A 17,570-nucleotide genomic window follows, 5' to 3' on the forward strand; every position below is an offset into this window, starting at 1 on the left:
AACCAGCGCATGACATGGATCCGTCAGCAGGCGCCCGTCGTGGGAATGTTCACACTATGTGGGACGCTCTCTCACTTGATGTGGGGTTTCGGGGAACGCTCTCGCACCTGCCGGCGGGTTCGGGGCAGCCCTGCTGCCTGGGTGTTCGACGGCGGTCGCGGGCGGGGGTGCAGGGGGTTTGGTGTTTTACAGCGTTAGGTGAGAGAGGGTTCCGGGTTTTACCGCGTTAAGTGAGAGAGGGTTTCGGGATTTCCCGCGTTAAGTGAGAGAGCGTTCAGGGTTTTACCACGTTAAGTGGCCCTTCGCATTTACGCATGGTTGGTTTGTTTGATCCGGTAGTGCCGGTGGCCGCCGGCGGCGAGTAGGCATCTGAGCCGGTAGTTGGTGAAGTTGCGGAAGCCTCGGGCTATTCTGCGGGTGGTTTCGATGACTCCGTTGATTGCTTCGGTAGGCCCGTTGGAGGCGCCGTTCGTTTCGAAGTAGGCCAGGATCGCGGTTTTCCATTGTTTGAGTGTCCGGCCGAGGCGGGCGACTTCCGGGATTGGGCAGGACGGGAAGGACCCAATGACTTCATTCACGAGTTCCCTGCCCCGCTCCGGCCGGGCGTGATAGATGTTGCGGAGCTTCTGGTAGCACTGCCATGCGAGGGTGACTTCGTGGTCGGGGTCTCCGGCATTGAGTTTCGCATCGAGCCGGGCGGACTGCTTGTCGGTCAGATGTTCGGCGCCGATCTGCAGGGTCCGGCGGATACCGTAGAGCGGGTCACCCTTGCGTCCGCGGTGGCCGAGAGTGTTCTGCTGGACCCGGCGGCGGACTTCGTCGACCATGGCCGATCCGAGTTTCACGACGTGGAAGGCGTCCAGGACCGTGATGGCTTCGGGCAGTTCGTCGCGGATCGCGTTGGCGTAGCCGCGGAACGGATCCAGCGCGGCGGTCTTGATCCCGGCGGTGAACCCGGGGCCACGGTCTTTGAGCCAGTCGGCGTAGGCCTTCCCGGACCGGCCTGGAACCAAGTCAAGTAGCCGTGCGTGCACCACGCCGTTCTCGTCGCGGGTGTGGTCCACGATTCCGGTGACCATGCCGGATCCCGGCGGGCCGGTGTGTGACCAGACGTGCTCATCCACCCCGAGCGCGTCAACGCCGGCGAGCCGATCGGAGTTCCTGATGCGGCGGGTGGCTTCTGCTCTGATGGCGTCCCAGACGGTGTGCCAGGAGACCCCGAGCTGGTGGGCCAGGGCCGAGACCGAGGTATCGAACCGCTGCAGCGCGTCGGTCGCCCAGTGGGCGGCTCGGGCGGTGAGTTTCGCCCGCGGCCCGGCCAGCGGGTGTTCTTCACTGAATGTTGTTTTTGGGCAGTCCAGGTCCGGGCAGCGCCAAACACGCTTGGCCCACAGCAGCCGCACCGGCTGGCCGAAACAGGGAATGTCATGGAGCCGGACCTGGCGGCGTCCGTGGCCGACCGCGACGACGCCGCAGTCCGGGCACCCGGCGAGGTCCACACCGGTTTCGACGCCCAGTACGAGGCCAGTCCTGGTTGCCGTGACGGAGCTGACGTGGACGCCCTCGACACCGAGCAGCGCATCCGCGCGCATGCACCAGCGGCCAGCAGAACAAGACATAGAGTTATTCATGTCAGGGTCTCTTTTTGGTTTTGGTTGCTTGGTCGCTACCAATTCAAAGAGGCCCTGACCTCTTTCCTGCCGCACCACGCCGCACCACAGAATACCTACGCGATGGCGCCATCCTCAGACTGCGCATCCATGCTTATCTGCGAAGGCCCCGTTAAGTGAGAGAGCGTTGGTTCGGTGTGGGTTTTGGTGTGGTGGTTAAATGTGGGAGACCCCCCGACACGTGTGTGTTGGGGGGTCTCGACCTAATGGTGTTCCGGCGGTGACCTACTCTCCCACACCCTCCCGGGTGCAGTACCATCGGCGCTGTGGGTCTTAGCTTCCGGGTTCGGAATGGGACCGGGCGTTTCCCCCACGCTATGACCGCCGTAACCCTTGCTCCGCACCCTTCGGGCCTAGGGCCGTTTGGGGTGGGAAATCTGTGGTTACAACATGCTTCCTGCCGGTGATGGCAGGTGTGGTGTTGATTATTGTGTTGTGTTTTTTGTTCCCTGCAACAAATTGGTTTGTTGTTTGGGAACCACATAGTGGACGCAAGCAGTCTTGTTATCTTTGTACTCTCCCCATGGGTGTGAACGTCTTTTGAATCCGTTCACGAGGAGAGTGTGTGGTGTAAGTTATCGGCCTATTAGTACCGGTCAGCTTCACGAGTCGTTAGTCCTCGCTTCCACATCCGGCCTATCAACCCAGTGGTCTGGCTGGGGGCCTCTCACACACAAGGTGTATGGAAATCTCATCTCGAAGCGAGCTTCCCGCTTAGATGCTTTCAGCGGTTATCCCATCCGAACGTAGCTAATCAGCGGTGCACTTGGCAGTACAACTGACACACCAGAGGTTCGTCCGTCCCGGTCCTCTCGTACTAAGGACAGCCCTTCTCAAATTTCCTGCGCGCGCAGCGGATAGGGACCGAACTGTCTCACGACGTTCTAAACCCAGCTCGCGTACCGCTTTAATGGGCGAACAGCCCAACCCTTGGGACCTACTCCAGCCCCAGGATGCGACGAGCCGACATCGAGGTGCCAAACCATGCCGTCGATATGGACTCTTGGGCAAGATCAGCCTGTTATCCCCGAGGTACCTTTTATCCGTTGAGCGACGGCCATTCCACAATGTACCGCCGGATCACTAGTCCCGACTTTCGTCCCTGCTCGAGATGTCTCTCTCACAGTCAAGCTCCCTTGTGCACTTACACTCGACACCTGATTGCCAACCAGGCTGAGGGAACCTTTGGGCGCCTCCGTTACTTTTTAGGAGGCAACCGCCCCAGTTAAACTACCCATCAGGCACTGTCCCTGACCCGGATTACGGGCCGAAGTTAGATGTCCAAAGTGACCAGAGTGGTATTTCAACGATGACTCCACCCGAACTGGCGTCCGGGCTTCAACGTCTCCCACCTATCCTACACAAGCCACTCCGAACACCAATACCAAACTATAGTAAAGGTCTCGGGGTCTTTCCGTCCTGCTGCGCGTAACGAGCATCTTTACTCGTACTGCAATTTCGCCGAGTTTATGGTTGAGACAGCGGGGAAGTCGTTACTCCATTCGTGCAGGTCGGAACTTACCCGACAAGGAATTTCGCTACCTTAGGATGGTTATAGTTACCACCGCCGTTTACTGGGGCTTAAATTCTCAGCTTCGCCCGTAAGGGCTAACCGGTCCTCTTAACCTTCCAGCACCGGGCAGGAGTCAGTCCGTATACATCGTCTTGCGACTTCGCACGGACCTGTGTTTTTAGTAAACAGTCGCTTCCCCCTGGTCTCTGCGGCCCCGATCCCCTCCCACCAGCGTGTGGTGTTCAAGGTTGGGGCCCCCCTTCTCCCGAAGTTACGGGGGCATTTTGCCGAGTTCCTTAACCATAATTCTCTCGATCGCCTTAGTATTCTCTACCTGATCACCTGTGTCGGTTTGGGGTACGGGCGGCTAAAACCTCGCGTCGATGCTTTTCTCGGCAGCATAGGATCACCAAATCCCCCCTCACGGGGGTCCCATCAGATCTCAGGCATCATGAACAGCGGATTTGCCTACCGTTCGCCCTACATCCTTAGACCGGGACAACCATCGCCCGGCTTGGCTACCTTCCTGCGTCACACCTGTTAATACGCTTGCCTCCCAGGATCAGGTCCCGCGCTCCACCAAAACCCTTCCACCACAAGGGCGGTCAGGCAGGCTTCGGGCGGTTAGTATCCCCTGTTCAACATGGACGGTTTTTCGCCGGTACGGGAATATCAACCCGTTGTCCATCGACTACGCCTGTCGGCCTCGCCTTAGGTCCCGACTTACCCAGGGCAGATTAGCTTGACCCTGGAACCCTTGATCATTCGGCGGACGGGTTTCTCACCCGTCTTTCGCTACTCATGCCTGCATTCTCACTCGTGTAGGCTCCACCGCTGGTTTACACCGCGACTTCACTGCCCACACGACGCTCCCCTACCACTCCAAACGCCTGAACCAACCCCACAAGGGAGCGGCTTGGCTAATATTTGAAATCCACAACTTCGGCGGTGTACTTGAGCCCCGCTACATTGTCGGCGCGGAATCACTTGACCAGTGAGCTATTACGCACTCTTTTAAGGATGGCTGCTTCTAAGCCAACCTCCTGGTTGTCTTCGCAACTCCACATCCTTTCCCACTTAGCACACGCTTAGGGGCCTTAGTTGGTGGTCTGGGCTGTTTCCCTCTCGACTATGAAGCTTATCCCCCACAGTCTCACTGCTGCGCTCTCACTTACCGGCATTCGGAGTTTGGCTGACGTCAGTAACCTTGTAGGGCCCATTAGCCATCCAGTAGCTCTACCTCCAGCAAGAAACACGCAACGCTGCACCTAAATGCATTTCGGGGAGAACCAGCTATCACGAAGTTTGATTGGCCTTTCACCCCTACCCACAGCTCATCCCCTCCATTTTCAACTGAAGTGGGTTCGGTCCTCCACGACGTCTTACCGTCGCTTCAACCTGGCCATGGGTAGATCACTTCGCTTCGGGTCTAGATCACGCCACTGCAACGCCCTATTCAGACTCGCTTTCGCTACGGCTTCCCCACACGGGTTAACCTCGCGACGTAACACTAACTCGCAGGCTCATTCTTCAAAAGGCACGCCGTCACCAGAATCAGACTGGCTCCGACGGATTGTAAGCACACGGTTTCAGGTACTGTTTCACTCCCCTCCCGGGGTACTTTTCACCTTTCCCTCACGGTACTGGTCCGCTATCGGTCATTAGGGAGTATTTAGGCTTATCAGGTGGTCCTGACAGATTCGCACGGGATTTCTCGGGCCCCGTGCTACTTGGGATACTCTCCAGGCGGCACAAAACATTTCGGTTACGGGGCTCACACCCTCTCTGGCCGGCCTTTCAAGACCGTTCACCTATGCCTGCACATCACACCCCACTGTCCCGGCAGAGACAGTATGGAAAGTCCCACAACCCCGACCATGCAACGCCCGCCGGCTATCACACATGGAACGGTTTAGCCTGATCCGCGTTCGCTCGCCACTACTAACGGAATCACTATTGTTTTCTCTTCCTGCGGGTACTGAGATGTTTCACTTCCCCGCGTTCCCTCCACGCACCCTATGTGTTCAGATGCGGGTCACCAGGCAGATCGCTCCCCTGGCGGGGTTTCCCCATTCGGACACCCTGGGATCACAGTCCGGTTATCGACTCCCCCAGGCTTATCGCAGATTCCTACGTCCTTCTTCGGCTCCTAATGCCAAGGCATCCACCGTGTGCTCTTAAAAACTTGACCACAAAAGATCAAAAAAACTACTTCACGAGAGAACCATGAAAACCATCACTCCATCCCGAAAGACAGAACAACAGATCCAGGTTCATATTCTTGGAAATTGCTTCTTATAAAAGATGCTCGCGTCCACTATGTAGTTCTCAAACAACAACCCCAAACCACACACCCCACACACACAACATGCGCGATCGGTGCAGCCAGGAAACCAGAAACAAACAAGTACCAGGAACACAACACATCACAACCCGTAAGCCACGACGCATCCCTCCCCGGCCCTGTTGCCTCAGGACCCAACAGTGTGCCAAACACTAAACCACCCGCCCCCACTCCCGCACCGTTCCAGGACAGGAATCCGAAGACACCATCCGTACTAGGCAAGAAGAAGAAACACGCGGCCGCTATTTGTTGATATTCCACCCGTGAGCACCCGCCGCAGAACTTACGTCTGCGCAACGGGCATATACTCCTGACAACCCCGCCACACTCACATAACGTGAGGCACGGTGACTGTAGGTGCTCCTTAGAAAGGAGGTGATCCAGCCGCACCTTCCGGTACGGCTACCTTGTTACGACTTAGTCCCAATCGCCAGTCCCACCTTCGACAGCTCCCTCCCCGTAAGGGGTTAGGCCACCGGCTTCGGGTGTTACCAACTTTCGTGACTTGACGGGCGGTGTGTACAAGGCCCGGGAACGTATTCACCGCAGCGTTGCTGATCTGCGATTACTAGCGACTCCGACTTCATGGGGTCGAGTTGCAGACCCCAATCCGAACTGAGACCGGCTTTTTGGGATTAGCTCCACCTCACAGTATCGCAACCCTTTGTACCGGCCATTGTAGCATGCGTGAAGCCCAAGACATAAGGGGCATGATGATTTGACGTCGTCCCCACCTTCCTCCGAGTTGACCCCGGCAGTCTCCTATGAGTCCCCGCCATAACGCGCTGGCAACATAGAACGAGGGTTGCGCTCGTTGCGGGACTTAACCCAACATCTCACGACACGAGCTGACGACAACCATGCACCACCTGTGAACCGACCGCAAGCGGGGCACCTGTTTCCAGGTATTTCCAGTCCATGTCAAGCCTTGGTAAGGTTCTTCGCGTTGCATCGAATTAATCCGCATGCTCCGCCGCTTGTGCGGGCCCCCGTCAATTCCTTTGAGTTTTAGCCTTGCGGCCGTACTCCCCAGGCGGGGCACTTAATGCGTTAGCTACGGCGCGGAAAACGTGGAATGTCCCCCACACCTAGTGCCCAACGTTTACGGCATGGACTACCAGGGTATCTAATCCTGTTCGCTCCCCATGCTTTCGCTCCTCAGCGTCAGTTAATGCCCAGAGACCTGCCTTCGCCATCGGTGTTCCTCCTGATATCTGCGCATTTCACCGCTACACCAGGAATTCCAGTCTCCCCTACATCACTCTAGTCTGCCCGTACCCACCGCAGATCCGGAGTTGAGCCCCGGACTTTCACGGCAGACGCGACAAACCGCCTACGAGCTCTTTACGCCCAATAATTCCGGATAACGCTTGCGCCCTACGTATTACCGCGGCTGCTGGCACGTAGTTAGCCGGCGCTTCTTCTGCAGGTACCGTCACTTTCGCTTCTTCCCTACTGAAAGAGGTTTACAACCCGAAGGCCGTCATCCCTCACGCGGCGTCGCTGCATCAGGCTTTCGCCCATTGTGCAATATTCCCCACTGCTGCCTCCCGTAGGAGTCTGGGCCGTGTCTCAGTCCCAGTGTGGCCGGTCACCCTCTCAGGCCGGCTACCCGTCGTCGCCTTGGTGAGCCATTACCTCACCAACAAGCTGATAGGCCGCGAGTCCATCCAAAACCACAAAAAGCTTTCCACCCCCCACCATGCGATGAGGAGTCATATCCGGTATTAGACCCAGTTTCCCAGGCTTATCCCAGAGTCAAGGGCAGGTTACTCACGTGTTACTCACCCGTTCGCCACTAATCCCCCCACAAGTGAGGTTCATCGTTCGACTTGCATGTGTTAAGCACGCCGCCAGCGTTCATCCTGAGCCAGGATCAAACTCTCCGTTGAAGTAAAACAAAAACGAACACAACCAACACCCCCGGAAATAACGGAAGACGAAGGCTGCAAAATTTGAAACCAGCTGTAAAAACCAGACCACACCACAGGGGCGGCATGACCCGGCAAATTCAACCAATTCAATACAATAAATTGGTATCAACAAACTTGGCACACTATTGAGTTCTCAAACAACAGACACACCCGGCACCACCACCAGCACTAAACAGCCGTGGATCGCTCCGGAGCAACTTTTCAAACTTACCCGATCCCAGGAAGCTTTGCAAATCAGCGTTTCCGCGATTTCCTGCTCCGACGAACCGGCCCCACCCGTACCTGACACACCAGAAAGTGCGCCATTCTCAGGCTGTTGAAGAAGGGGGCTTGTCGCTATTTTCCCGCATCAGCGGCGGCGACTCAGAAAACAATACACGCCCCCAACCCCCACCGCAAATCCACCACCAACACCACCCCCAAACCCCCAAAAACCCCGCCAACACACCAAACCCGGACCCCAAACCACCCACCTGTTCACTGGATCACACCACCAGGCCTGAAACAGTAATCAACAAGCTCCACGGGCACAGAGGGCGTGCATGGGCACGGACGCAGCTACTCACATTCACCCGCGGACGGGCCTAGCGTCGCCTCTGACCAGGTTGCGGCTCCCGGCATAGCCGATGACGGCCACCGCCAGGACGGCAACAAGGCAGGCCAAGGCCCACCACGCTGTGCCGTATGGGCTCCCCTGCAGTTCGGAAAGGAAGAACTTCGTGAAGCTGTTGAAGGCTGCGTGGAACAGGATCACCACCGGCAAACTTGCCTGCGTACTGTTGTACAGCCATGCGAGCAACACCGCCTGCGCCACAACATAGATCGCGAACGGAACCAAGGGACGCTGGTCCGGGTCCGACACCAGTTCGGGCAGGTGCCATGGCAGCCACACCGATCCCACGATCAAGGCCGCAGCTAACGCGCTCCGACGTCGTTGCAGGCGCGGGAGCAGAAACCCTCGCCATCCGAGCTCTTCGAAGATGCCCACGATGACCATGGTGGCGGCGAGGGACCCGGCGACCTGCAGCACGTCTGACGGCTCCCAGGATGGAACGGACGCCCCTGCGAAAACCGCTACGCCGAAGGCTGCGGCGGGGACGGCCAGCGGCACGCCCAGTGCCACGCCGTACCACACGGGATTGACCCGCCATTTTCCAAGCTGACGCAGAAGGCCGAGCAACCCCGCACGGCCTCCCGCCACCGCAGCAATAAGGACGGCAGCCAGCCCCGGACCAAATGGCACCAGTGGGCTGCTCTCAGGGTTCAGGAGGACCAGCGGCCAGATGCTCCAGGAAATGACGTAGGCGAGCACGAGGTAAAGCACAATGTCATGGCGGGCTACCCACTCCCGCAACTGACCTTTCCGGACCGGCATCGGAACCTCCTCTTCATTGAGTTGGCACTGAGGGTTCTCTAAGTCTGGCGCCCCCCTTTACGGACACCTAGGCAATGCCGCCCCAAGGACAGAAAGGTGGGCACGCGCTGGTCTGCTTTCCGGCAGGCGTTCGACGGCGGTACGGAGGGCGGGTGCCGCCGCCCCGCTCTCAGATATCCGAAGAGGACCAGCGTCCAAGCCCTTCAAATCAAAGCCAAGAGTCCCCGGGCCCGTTCCTGTCCGTGACGCACGGCACCGCCTGTTCGCGTTTAGCCCGCGGTGTCACCCACAATAAGCCCATGACTAAGAGTGATGCCAGGTTGCCGCGCCTTGAGGACGTGGCCGAACTCGCCGGAGTGTCACACCAGACGGTCTCCCGCGTGATCAACAACCATCCCAACGTCAGTAAGGCCACCCGGGAAAAGGTGGAAGCAGCCATCGCCGAACTCGGTTACCGGCGCAACACGGCTGCCCGCAGCCTGGTGACGCGGCATTCACAGACCATCGGCGTGCTGGCCAGCGAACTCTCCCAGTACGGCCCGGCCAACACCCTGCTCGGAGTGGAGCAGGCCGCACGGGATGCCGGCTACTTCGTCAGTATCGCCGCACTCCGATCCGTCAGCCGGGACGCCATCCTGGACGCACTGCGGCACTTCACGGACCAGTCAGTGGACGGCATCGCCGTGCTTGTTCCGCACCCCGGAACCCTGCAAATCCTTGAGGAATTCAATCCCGGTGTACCCGTCGTCGCGGTCGGATCCCTGGGCAACGAGGCCATCAGCGGCGCAATGGTGGACCAAAAACGCGGCGCCGAACTCGCCGTCGCCCATCTTATCGGGCTGGGGCATCGGAGGATCGGCCACGTGGCCGGACCCTCCGGCTGGGTCGACGGCGCCCTGCGCGCCGAGGGCTGGCGCGCAGCCCTTCAAGAAGCCGGCCTCCCCCAGGATCTGCTGCAGGAAGGCGACTGGAGTGCAGGCAGCGGCTATGCCATCGGCCGCCGGCTTGCGGTCCAGCGCACAGCCACAGCCCTCTTTGTTGGCAACGACCAGATGGCGCTGGGTATCCTCCGGGCGTTCAGCGAAGCTGGCGTCCGCGTGCCCGACGACGTCTCCGTGGTGGGGTTCGATGACCAGCCGGAATCCGGGTACTTCACGCCGCCCCTGACCACCGTTCGCCAGGACTTCGAGGAACTCGGCCGGCGGTGCATGGACATCATGCTGAAGGAGATCGAGGCCGGTGCCGCCGTGAGTTCGACAGTGGTCACGCCGCGGCTCGTTCCCCGCGCCAGTACGGGACGGCCCTCCACGGCTTCCTAAGCCGGCCACCACTATCCATGTCCCTGGGCTCTTGACTACAGGTTTGTTAGCGCTCACAATTAGTCAGGACCGCAAAGTGGCGGCAGCAATCTGGAGGAAAGTTTTATGGACGTCACAGTGGACGGCAGCGAGCAATATGTCATCGGCGTGGATTACGGAACGCTGTCAGGCCGGGCCGTGGTGGTCCGCGTCAGGGACGGCAAGGAACTGGGCAGCGGTGTCTTTGACTATCCGCACGCCGTAGTGAGCGGATCGCTGCCGGCGGATGTGGCGGACGTTGCTGCGGGAATGGCCGCCCGGCTTCCCGGCGAGTGGGCACTGCAGGTGCCCAATGACTACCGCGACGTCCTGCGCATGGCAGTCCCCGCCGCAGTCGCAGACGCCGGCATCGACCCGGCCGCCGTCGTCGGCATTGCTACCGACTTCACCGCCTGCACCATGGTGCCGGTTAGGGCGGACGGCACCCCGCTGAACGAGCTGGACGGGTTCGCCAACCGGCCCCACGCATACGTGAAACTCTGGCGCCACCACGCCGCGCAGCCACAGGCGGACCGGATCAACCAGCTTGCCGCCCAACGCCGCGAAGCCTGGCTGCCCCGCTATGGCGGCCTCATCTCCTCCGAATGGGAATTCGCCAAGGGCTTGCAGCTGCTGGAAGAGGACCCGGAAGCCTACGCCGCCATGGACCATTGGGTGGAAGCCGCGGACTGGATCGTCTGGCAGCTCTGCGGGCAGTACGTGCGCAACGCCTGCACCGCCGGCTACAAGGGCATCTACCAGGACGGCCGCTACCCGTCGGAGGACTTCCTGGCCGCACTGAACCCGGGGTTCAAGGACTTCGTCAGCACCAAACTGGAGCACACAATCGGCCGGCTCGGCGACGCCGCCGGCTACCTGACCGCCGAGGCCGCCGCATGGACGGGCCTGCCGGAAGGCATCGCCGTCGCTGTCGGTAACGTGGACGCGCACGTCACCGCTCCGGCTGCCCGTGCAGTGGATCCGGGCCAGCTGGTGGCCATTATGGGCACCTCCACCTGCCACGTTATGAACGGCACCGAACTGCACGAAGTCCCGGGCATGTGCGGTGTGGTGGACGGCGGGATCGTCGACGGGCTCTGGGGCTATGAGGCCGGACAGTCCGGCGTCGGGGACATCTTTGGCTGGTTCACCAAATACGGTGTCCCGCCGGAATACCACCAGGCCGCTGCCGCAATGGGCCTGGGCATCCACGAGTACCTCACCGAACTTGCCGCAACCCAGGCCATCGGCGGGCACGGACTCATCGCCTTGGACTGGCACTCCGGCAACCGCTCGGTGCTGGTGGACCACGAACTCTCCGGCGTGGTGGTAGGCCAGACCCTGGCCACCCGGCCGGAGGACACCTACCGGGCGCTACTGGAAGCCACGGCGTTCGGCACCCGCACAATTGTCGACGCCTTCCGCGATTCCGGTGTTCCCGTGAAGGAATTCATCGTGGCCGGCGGGCTCCTCAAGAACAGGCTGCTGATGCAGATCTACGCCGATGTCACCGGACTGAAACTCTCCACCATCGGGTCTGCGCAGGGCCCGGCCCTCGGCTCCGCCATCCATGCCGCCGTGGCGGCCGGAAAATTCGCCACCATCCGCGAAGCCGCCGCCGCCATGGGCTCCGAACCGGGCGAGGTTTACACCCCCATCCCGGAGAACGTTGCCGCGTACGAGGAACTGTTCCAGGAATACCGGACGCTGCACGATTACTTCGGGCGCGGCGCCAACGACGTGATGCACCGGCTCAAAGCCATCCGGCGCCGGTCCGCGTCAGCAGCCGGCCCTACCGCCACAACACCCGCACCCGCACCCGTTGGAGCCTCCGCATGAGCACCGCGAACATCCTGGAAACCATCGCCCGGATCCGGCAGGAAGTCTGCACCCTGCACGCCGAACTCACCAAATACGAACTTGTGGTGTGGACCGCCGGCAATGTCTCCGCCCGCATTCCCGGCCACGACCTGATGGTCATCAAACCCTCCGGCGTTTCCTACGAAGACCTCACCGCCGGCCAGATGGTGGTCACCGACCTCCATGGGGTGCCCGTGGACGGCGATAAAAATGGCGACTGGGGCAATCCCCCGCTGTCGCCGTCGTCGGACACCGCGGCGCACGCCTACGTCTACCGGAACATGCCCGACGTCGGAGGTGTGGTCCACACCCACTCCACCTACGCCACGGCATGGGCGGCCCGGGGCGAGTCGATCCCCTGCGTGCTGACCATGATGGGCGACGAATTCGGCGGCTCCATCCCGGTGGGCCCGTTCGCGCTCATCGGCGACGATTCAATCGGCCAAGGCATTGTGGAGACGCTGAAAAACTCCAACTCGCCTGCGGTGCTGATGCAGAACCACGGCCCGTTCACCATCGGCAAGGACGCCACATCCGCGGTCAAGGCGGCCGTGATGTGCGAGGAAGTGGCGCGCACCGTCCACATTTCCCGGCAGCTGGGCGAGCCGGTCGCCATCGACGGGGCGAACATCGACTCCCTCTACGCCCGCTACCAAAACGTTTACGGCCAGTAACCCCGCCGTCGGCACACCCGAACCTACTTTTGCAGGAGAACCCACATGAGCACCGCAGCACACACTTCCCTTGACGGCTACGAGGTCTGGTTCCTCACCGGCAGCCAGCACCTCTACGGCGAGGACGTCCTCAAGCAAGTGGCGGCACAGTCCCAGGAGATCGCCAACCAGCTCAACGGTTCCCCGGACGTCCCGGTCAGGATCGTCTGGAAGCCGGTCCTCACCGACTCTGACGCCATCCGCCGCACCGCGCTGGCAGCCAACTCGGACGATTCCGTCATCGGCGTCACCGCCTGGATGCACACCTTCTCCCCCGCCAAGATGTGGATCAACGGGCTGGACGTGCTGCGCAAGCCGCTCCTGCACCTGCACACCCAGGCCAACCGCGACCTGCCCTGGGCAGACATCGACTTTGACTTCATGAACCTCAACCAGGCCGCCCACGGCGACCGCGAGTTCGGCTACATCCAGTCCCGCCTGGGCATCGCCCGCAAGACGGTGGTGGGCCACGTCTCCAACCCGGAGGTGGCCCGCCAGGTGGGCGTCTGGCAGCGCGCCGCCGCCGGCTGGGCCGCCGTCCGCACCCTGAAGCTGACCCGCTTCGGCGACAACATGCGAAACGTCGCAGTCACCGAAGGCGACAAGACCGAAGCCGAGCTCCGCTTCGGCGTGTCCGTCAACACCTGGTCCGTCAACGAGCTCGCGGAGGCTGTGCACGGTGCCGCAGAGGCCGACGTCGACACCCTGGTGGCGGAATACGAGGACCTTTATGACGTGGTTCCGGAACTCCGCGCAGGCGCGGCCCGGCACGACTCCCTCCGCTACGGCGCCCGGATCGAACTGGGCCTGCGCAGCTTCCTGGAATCGAACGGCTCCGCTGCGTTCACCACGTCCTTCGAGGACCTCGGCGCCCTCCGCCAACTCCCCGGCCTGGCCGTGCAGCGGCTGATGGCCGACGGCTACGGCTTCGGTGCCGAGGGCGACTGGAAGACCGCCATCCTGGTCCGCGCCGCCAAGGTCATGGGAGCAGGCCTCCCCGGCGGCGCCTCCCTCATGGAGGACTACACCTACCACCTTGAGCCCGGCTCGGAGAAGATCCTGGGCGCACACATGCTGGAGGTCTGCCCGTCCCTGACGGCCGGCAAGCCGAGCCTGGAAGTCCATCCGCTGGGCATCGGCGGCCGGGAAGACCCCGTCCGCCTGGTGTTCGACGCCGATGCCTCCGCGGGCGTCGTCGTGGCCCTTTCGGACATGCGGGACCGCTTCCGCCTGGTGGCCAACGCTGTGGACGTGGTGCCGCTGGACCAGCCCCTGCCCAACCTTCCCGTGGCCCGCGCCCTGTGGCAGCCGAAGCCGGACTTCGCCACGAGCGCCGCGGCCTGGCTCACCGCCGGAGCTGCGCACCACACCGTGCTCAGCACCGCCGTCGGCATGGACGTCTTCGAGGACTTCGCAGAGATTGCCAGGACCGAGCTGCTGACCATCGACGGGGACACCACCATCCGCCAGTTCAAGAAGGACCTGAACTGGAACGCCGCCTACTACAAGCTCGCTGGCGGGCTGTGAACGAGTACACGCTCAGGTCCGGGCTGTACTCTGCCGTCGTCACGGCACGCGGAGCGGCACTCCGCCAGCTGCGGCACGGGGAAAGGGACCTGATCGTTCCTTTCCCCGAAGGCGGACCCATCCCGGATTACCGCGGCATCATCGCAGCGCCGTGGCCCAACCGCATCGCCGACGGCAAGTACATGTTCGAAGGCGTGGAACACCAGCTGTCCGTGAACGAGACCGAACGCGGTTGCGCCCTCCACGGCACAGTATTTCCCCGGGACTGGGAGGTGGAAGAACAAAACAGCTCGTTTGTGGCCCTCTCCTGCTCCCTGGAACCGGCACCCGGGTATCCGTTCCGGCTCCACCTCTCGGCCAGCTTCCACCTCAAGGAAGACGGCCTGCACACTCGTGTCACCGCGACCAACACCGGAACGGGCACCGCGCCCTACGGCGTCTGCCCCCACCCCTACCTCCTCGCAGGACCAGCCCCTCTGGACGAGTGGACGCTTGAGTTCCCGGCCAGCCACGTCCTGGACGTGACCCCGGACAGACTGCTGCCCGTGGGCCTGCGCACCGTGGACACCCATGCGTTCGACTTCCGCGCAGCGCGCAGGATCGGAACCACGGAAATTGACCACGCCTTCACCGGCATCTCCTTCGACGCCTCGGGGCGTGCCCGGCTCCTTATCCGCGACCCGGGCGGAACAGGCGTTGGCATGTCGTGGGACAAAAGCTGCCCCTGGCTGCAGATCCACACTGCAGACAAGCGCCCGCCGGCAGCCAACCGGCTTGGACTCGCGGTGGAACCGATGACCTGTCCGCCGGATGCCTTCAACAGCGGCCAGGACCTGGTCAGACTCGAAGCGGGCGCCACGCACACAGCGTCGTGGAGCATTTTCGACTCCTGACCGGGCGCACTGTTCTGGTGCGCAGAGTTCACATCGCCGCTCCGGCTTCCTCCACCCGCACCTTCCTGAAGGGGGCCACCATGAGCCACCACACGTCGTCGTTCCCGCTGTCCAGCGTCCGCTTGCTGGACAGCGGGTTCAAGCACGCCCAGGACGTCGGCCTTCGCTACCTCCTCAGCCTCGACACCGACCGGCTCCTCGCGCCGTTCCGCCGGGAAGCGGGACTCCCGACGGCGGCACCCGGCTACGGTGGATGGGAAGCCGACGGCCTGGACGGGCACATCGGCGGCCATTACCTGTCCGCCTGCGCCCAGCTTTGGGCGGCCACCGGACATCCCCGGATCCGGGAAAAACTGGACTACGTGCTCACTGTCCTCGCCGAGTGCCAGGCCGCCGCTGGCGACGGGTACGTGGGCGGAGTCCCGGGCGGCCGCGGGCTCGGCAAGGAACTTGCTGCCGGGAAAGTTGATGCGGACCTGTTCACCCTCAACGGCCGCTGGGTCCCGCTCTACAACCTGCACAAAATCTTCGCCGGCCTGCTCGATGCCCACACCTACGCCGGTTCCACGCACGCGCTCGTTATGCTCACCGCACTGGCCGACTGGTGGCTGAAAATTTCCGCAACCTTGGACGACGAGTCCTTCGAGGACATGCTGCGCACCGAGTTCGGCGGCCTGAACGACACATTTGCCTTCCTGGCGGACATTACCGGCCGGGACGACTACCTCCGCGAAGCCCGCAGGTTCGCCCACCGCGCCGTGCTGGACCCCCTCGCGTCCGGCCGCGACGAGCTGGACGGGCTCCACGCCAACACCCAGATCCCCAAGGTGGTGGGCTACGCCAGGCTCGCAGCGGTCACCGGCGACGCCGACGCTGCCCGGGCGGCTGACTTCTTCTGGGACACAGTGCTGGCGTGCCGCACCGTCTCCATCGGAGGCAACAGCGTCCGCGAACACTTCCACGCCGCAGGTGACTTCGCATCCATGGTCCAGGACGAGCAGGGCCCGGAAACCTGCAACACCTACAACATGCTCAAACTCGCCAAACTCCGCTTCGAACGCACCGGCGACCCTTCTGCCATCGACTTCTACGAGCGCGCCACCTATAACCACATCCTCTCCTCACAGCATCCGGAGAAGGGCGGCTGTGCCTACTTCACACCCATGCGGCCAGCCCACTACCGCGTCTATTCCAAGGCGCAGGAATCCATGTGGTGCTGTGTCGGGTCAGGCCTGGAAAACCATTCCCGCTACGGTGAACTCATCTACAGCCACGGCGCGGACGGCCTCGCGGTGAACCTGTACATACCGTCCGAGTTGGACTGGGCGGACCACGGCGTCCGCATCAGGCTCGACACCGATTTTCCCCGCTCCGACACCGCCACCGTGCACATCACCGCTGATGAGCCCGCCGAGTTCACACTCCGCCTCCGACGCCCGGGCTGGGCAACGCGCATTGAGGCCGACGCCGGCGGGCAACGCCTGGACGCCCTCCCCGGAAACCGGGACCTCGCCATCCACCGGACCTGGACAGGGACCACGAAGGTCTCCATCCGGCTCGGCGCCGAGGTCAGGGCCGAGGCCCTGCCCGACGGCTCACCGTGGGTCTCCTTCACCTACGGACCGGTGGTCCTCGCTGCCCGTCAAGGCGCAAACGGTGTGCCCGGTTTCGAAGCACCGGATGAACGCATGGGCCACGTCGCATCCGGAACTAAAGTTCCCCTCGCCAACACTCCGGTGGTCACGGCACCCAAGCCCGCGGACGCCGTCGGACTCCTTGACCGGAGGACGCTCACCGCCGAGCTGACCGCATGCCTGAACGGCGATCAGGTCAGTGTCCGGCTGGAACCTTTTGCCGGCATCCACGACGAGCGGTACACCGTCTACTGGCCCACGGGACCGTCGGACGGGGAACGCACCGCGGAGCTGGCGAGCCTGGATGCCAGAGCTAGATATGCTGCGGATGTCATCGACTGCGTCACCGCAGGCGAGCAGCAACCGGAAGCCGACCACCATTTTGCCGGCGAATCCACGCGGGCCGGCGGCAGCGGCGGGGTTCACTGGCGCAGTGCCACCGGATGGTTCTCCTACATGCTGGCCGGCACTGGTGACGCACCAGCTGTGCTGCGTGTCCGGTTCCGCGCCGCAGCGAGGCAGGGACGCGGTGAGGAACTGCGCCTGAACGGCGTGCCGTTGGGCGAACCGGAAAACACTTCCCTGGACGGTACTGTGGAGATCCAGGACTTCATGCTTGCAGCCGGGGCTCCGGGAACGTTCACGTTTTCGGTCCATGCCCTGTCCGGCGCAGTCACCGGCGACCTGCTGTCCGTTCAGGTCCTGCGTGGCGATGCAACGTTGTAAAGTAGCTCTTAGCAGGTCGCCCGGCCTGCGAAATTCAGCAGAGG

The 17,570-nt window shown here is 62.2% G+C and carries 8 protein-coding genes and 3 rRNA genes; 6 read left to right on the plus strand and 5 right to left on the minus strand.

What is annotated here, in order from left to right; all coding sequences use genetic code 11:
• Positions 1 to 308 precede the first annotated feature (308 nt).
• From GUV69_RS07050 to GUV69_RS07070, 5 genes are all read right to left on the minus strand, one after another.
• Positions 309 to 1,631: an ISL3 family transposase gene (locus tag GUV69_RS07050; RefSeq protein ID WP_164200960.1), complete on the minus strand. Its 1,323-nt coding sequence runs from the start codon at positions 1,629 to 1,631 to the stop codon at positions 309 to 311.
• 251 nt (positions 1,632 to 1,882) lie between these two features.
• Positions 1,883 to 1,999, minus strand: a 5S ribosomal RNA gene (gene rrf / locus GUV69_RS07055).
• Positions 2,000 to 2,235: 236 nt separating this feature from the next.
• Positions 2,236 to 5,374, minus strand: a 23S ribosomal RNA gene (locus tag GUV69_RS07060).
• 521 nt (positions 5,375 to 5,895) lie between these two features.
• Positions 5,896 to 7,419, minus strand: a 16S ribosomal RNA gene (locus GUV69_RS07065).
• Together the 16S, 23S and 5S rRNA genes form the textbook arrangement of a ribosomal RNA operon.
• 610 nt (positions 7,420 to 8,029) lie before the next feature.
• On the minus strand, positions 8,030 to 8,836 hold the full coding sequence (locus tag GUV69_RS07070) for a CPBP family intramembrane glutamic endopeptidase (RefSeq protein ID WP_164200962.1): 807 nt from the start codon (positions 8,834 to 8,836) through the stop codon (positions 8,030 to 8,032).
• Between the two features lie 299 nt (positions 8,837 to 9,135).
• On the opposite strand from GUV69_RS07070, the gene GUV69_RS07075 reads away from it, so the two are divergent.
• The 6 genes from GUV69_RS07075 to GUV69_RS07100 all read left to right on the plus strand — a co-directional run bounded on the left by GUV69_RS07075 (position 9,136) and on the right by GUV69_RS07100 (position 17,526).
• The gene (locus GUV69_RS07075) at positions 9,136 to 10,155 is read left to right on the plus strand and encodes a LacI family DNA-binding transcriptional regulator (RefSeq protein ID WP_164200964.1); all 1,020 of its coding nucleotides are present in this window, start codon (positions 9,136 to 9,138) and stop codon (positions 10,153 to 10,155) included.
• Positions 10,156 to 10,260: 105 nt separating this feature from the next.
• A complete protein-coding gene (araB, locus tag GUV69_RS07080; protein ID WP_164200966.1) occupies positions 10,261 to 12,012 on the plus strand; it encodes a ribulokinase in 1,752 nt (583 codons plus the stop codon).
• Positions 12,009 to 12,707, plus strand: a complete 699-nt coding sequence (locus GUV69_RS07085; protein ID WP_164200968.1) for an L-ribulose-5-phosphate 4-epimerase — start codon at positions 12,009 to 12,011, stop codon at positions 12,705 to 12,707. The genes araB and GUV69_RS07085 overlap by 4 nt, the downstream gene beginning before the upstream one ends.
• 45 nt (positions 12,708 to 12,752) lie before the next feature.
• On the plus strand, positions 12,753 to 14,273 hold the full coding sequence (gene araA, locus GUV69_RS07090) for an L-arabinose isomerase (protein WP_164200970.1): 1,521 nt from the start codon (positions 12,753 to 12,755) through the stop codon (positions 14,271 to 14,273).
• Positions 14,270 to 15,166: an aldose 1-epimerase family protein gene (locus GUV69_RS07095; protein ID WP_164200972.1), complete on the plus strand. Its 897-nt coding sequence runs from the start codon at positions 14,270 to 14,272 to the stop codon at positions 15,164 to 15,166. The genes araA and GUV69_RS07095 overlap by 4 nt, the downstream gene beginning before the upstream one ends.
• Positions 15,167 to 15,183: 17 nt before the next feature.
• On the plus strand, positions 15,184 to 17,526 hold the full coding sequence (locus GUV69_RS07100; RefSeq protein WP_164200974.1) for a beta-L-arabinofuranosidase domain-containing protein: 2,343 nt from the start codon (positions 15,184 to 15,186) through the stop codon (positions 17,524 to 17,526).
• Positions 17,527 to 17,570: the final 44 nt, after the last annotated feature.

The sequence above is a fragment of the [Micrococcus luteus] ATCC 49442 genome (assembly GCF_010367585.1).
GTDB classification, from domain to species: domain Bacteria; phylum Actinomycetota; class Actinomycetes; order Actinomycetales; family Micrococcaceae; genus Arthrobacter; species Arthrobacter luteus_A.

What these genes read in the sequence shown, in the direction of transcription:
- GUV69_RS07050 (WP_164200960.1), bottom strand. Translation starts at nt 1,631, where the DNA reads ATGAATAACTCTATGTCTTGTTCTGCTGGCCGCTGGTGCATGCGCGCG.
- GUV69_RS07070 (WP_164200962.1), bottom strand. Translation starts at nt 8,836, where the DNA reads ATGCCGGTCCGGAAAGGTCAGTTGCGGGAGTGGGTAGCCCGCCATGAC.
- GUV69_RS07075 (WP_164200964.1), top strand. Translation starts at nt 9,136, where the DNA reads ATGACTAAGAGTGATGCCAGGTTGCCGCGCCTTGAGGACGTGGCCGAA.
- araB (WP_164200966.1), top strand. Translation starts at nt 10,261, where the DNA reads ATGGACGTCACAGTGGACGGCAGCGAGCAATATGTCATCGGCGTGGAT.
- GUV69_RS07085 (WP_164200968.1), top strand. Translation starts at nt 12,009, where the DNA reads ATGAGCACCGCGAACATCCTGGAAACCATCGCCCGGATCCGGCAGGAA.
- araA (WP_164200970.1), top strand. Translation starts at nt 12,753, where the DNA reads ATGAGCACCGCAGCACACACTTCCCTTGACGGCTACGAGGTCTGGTTC.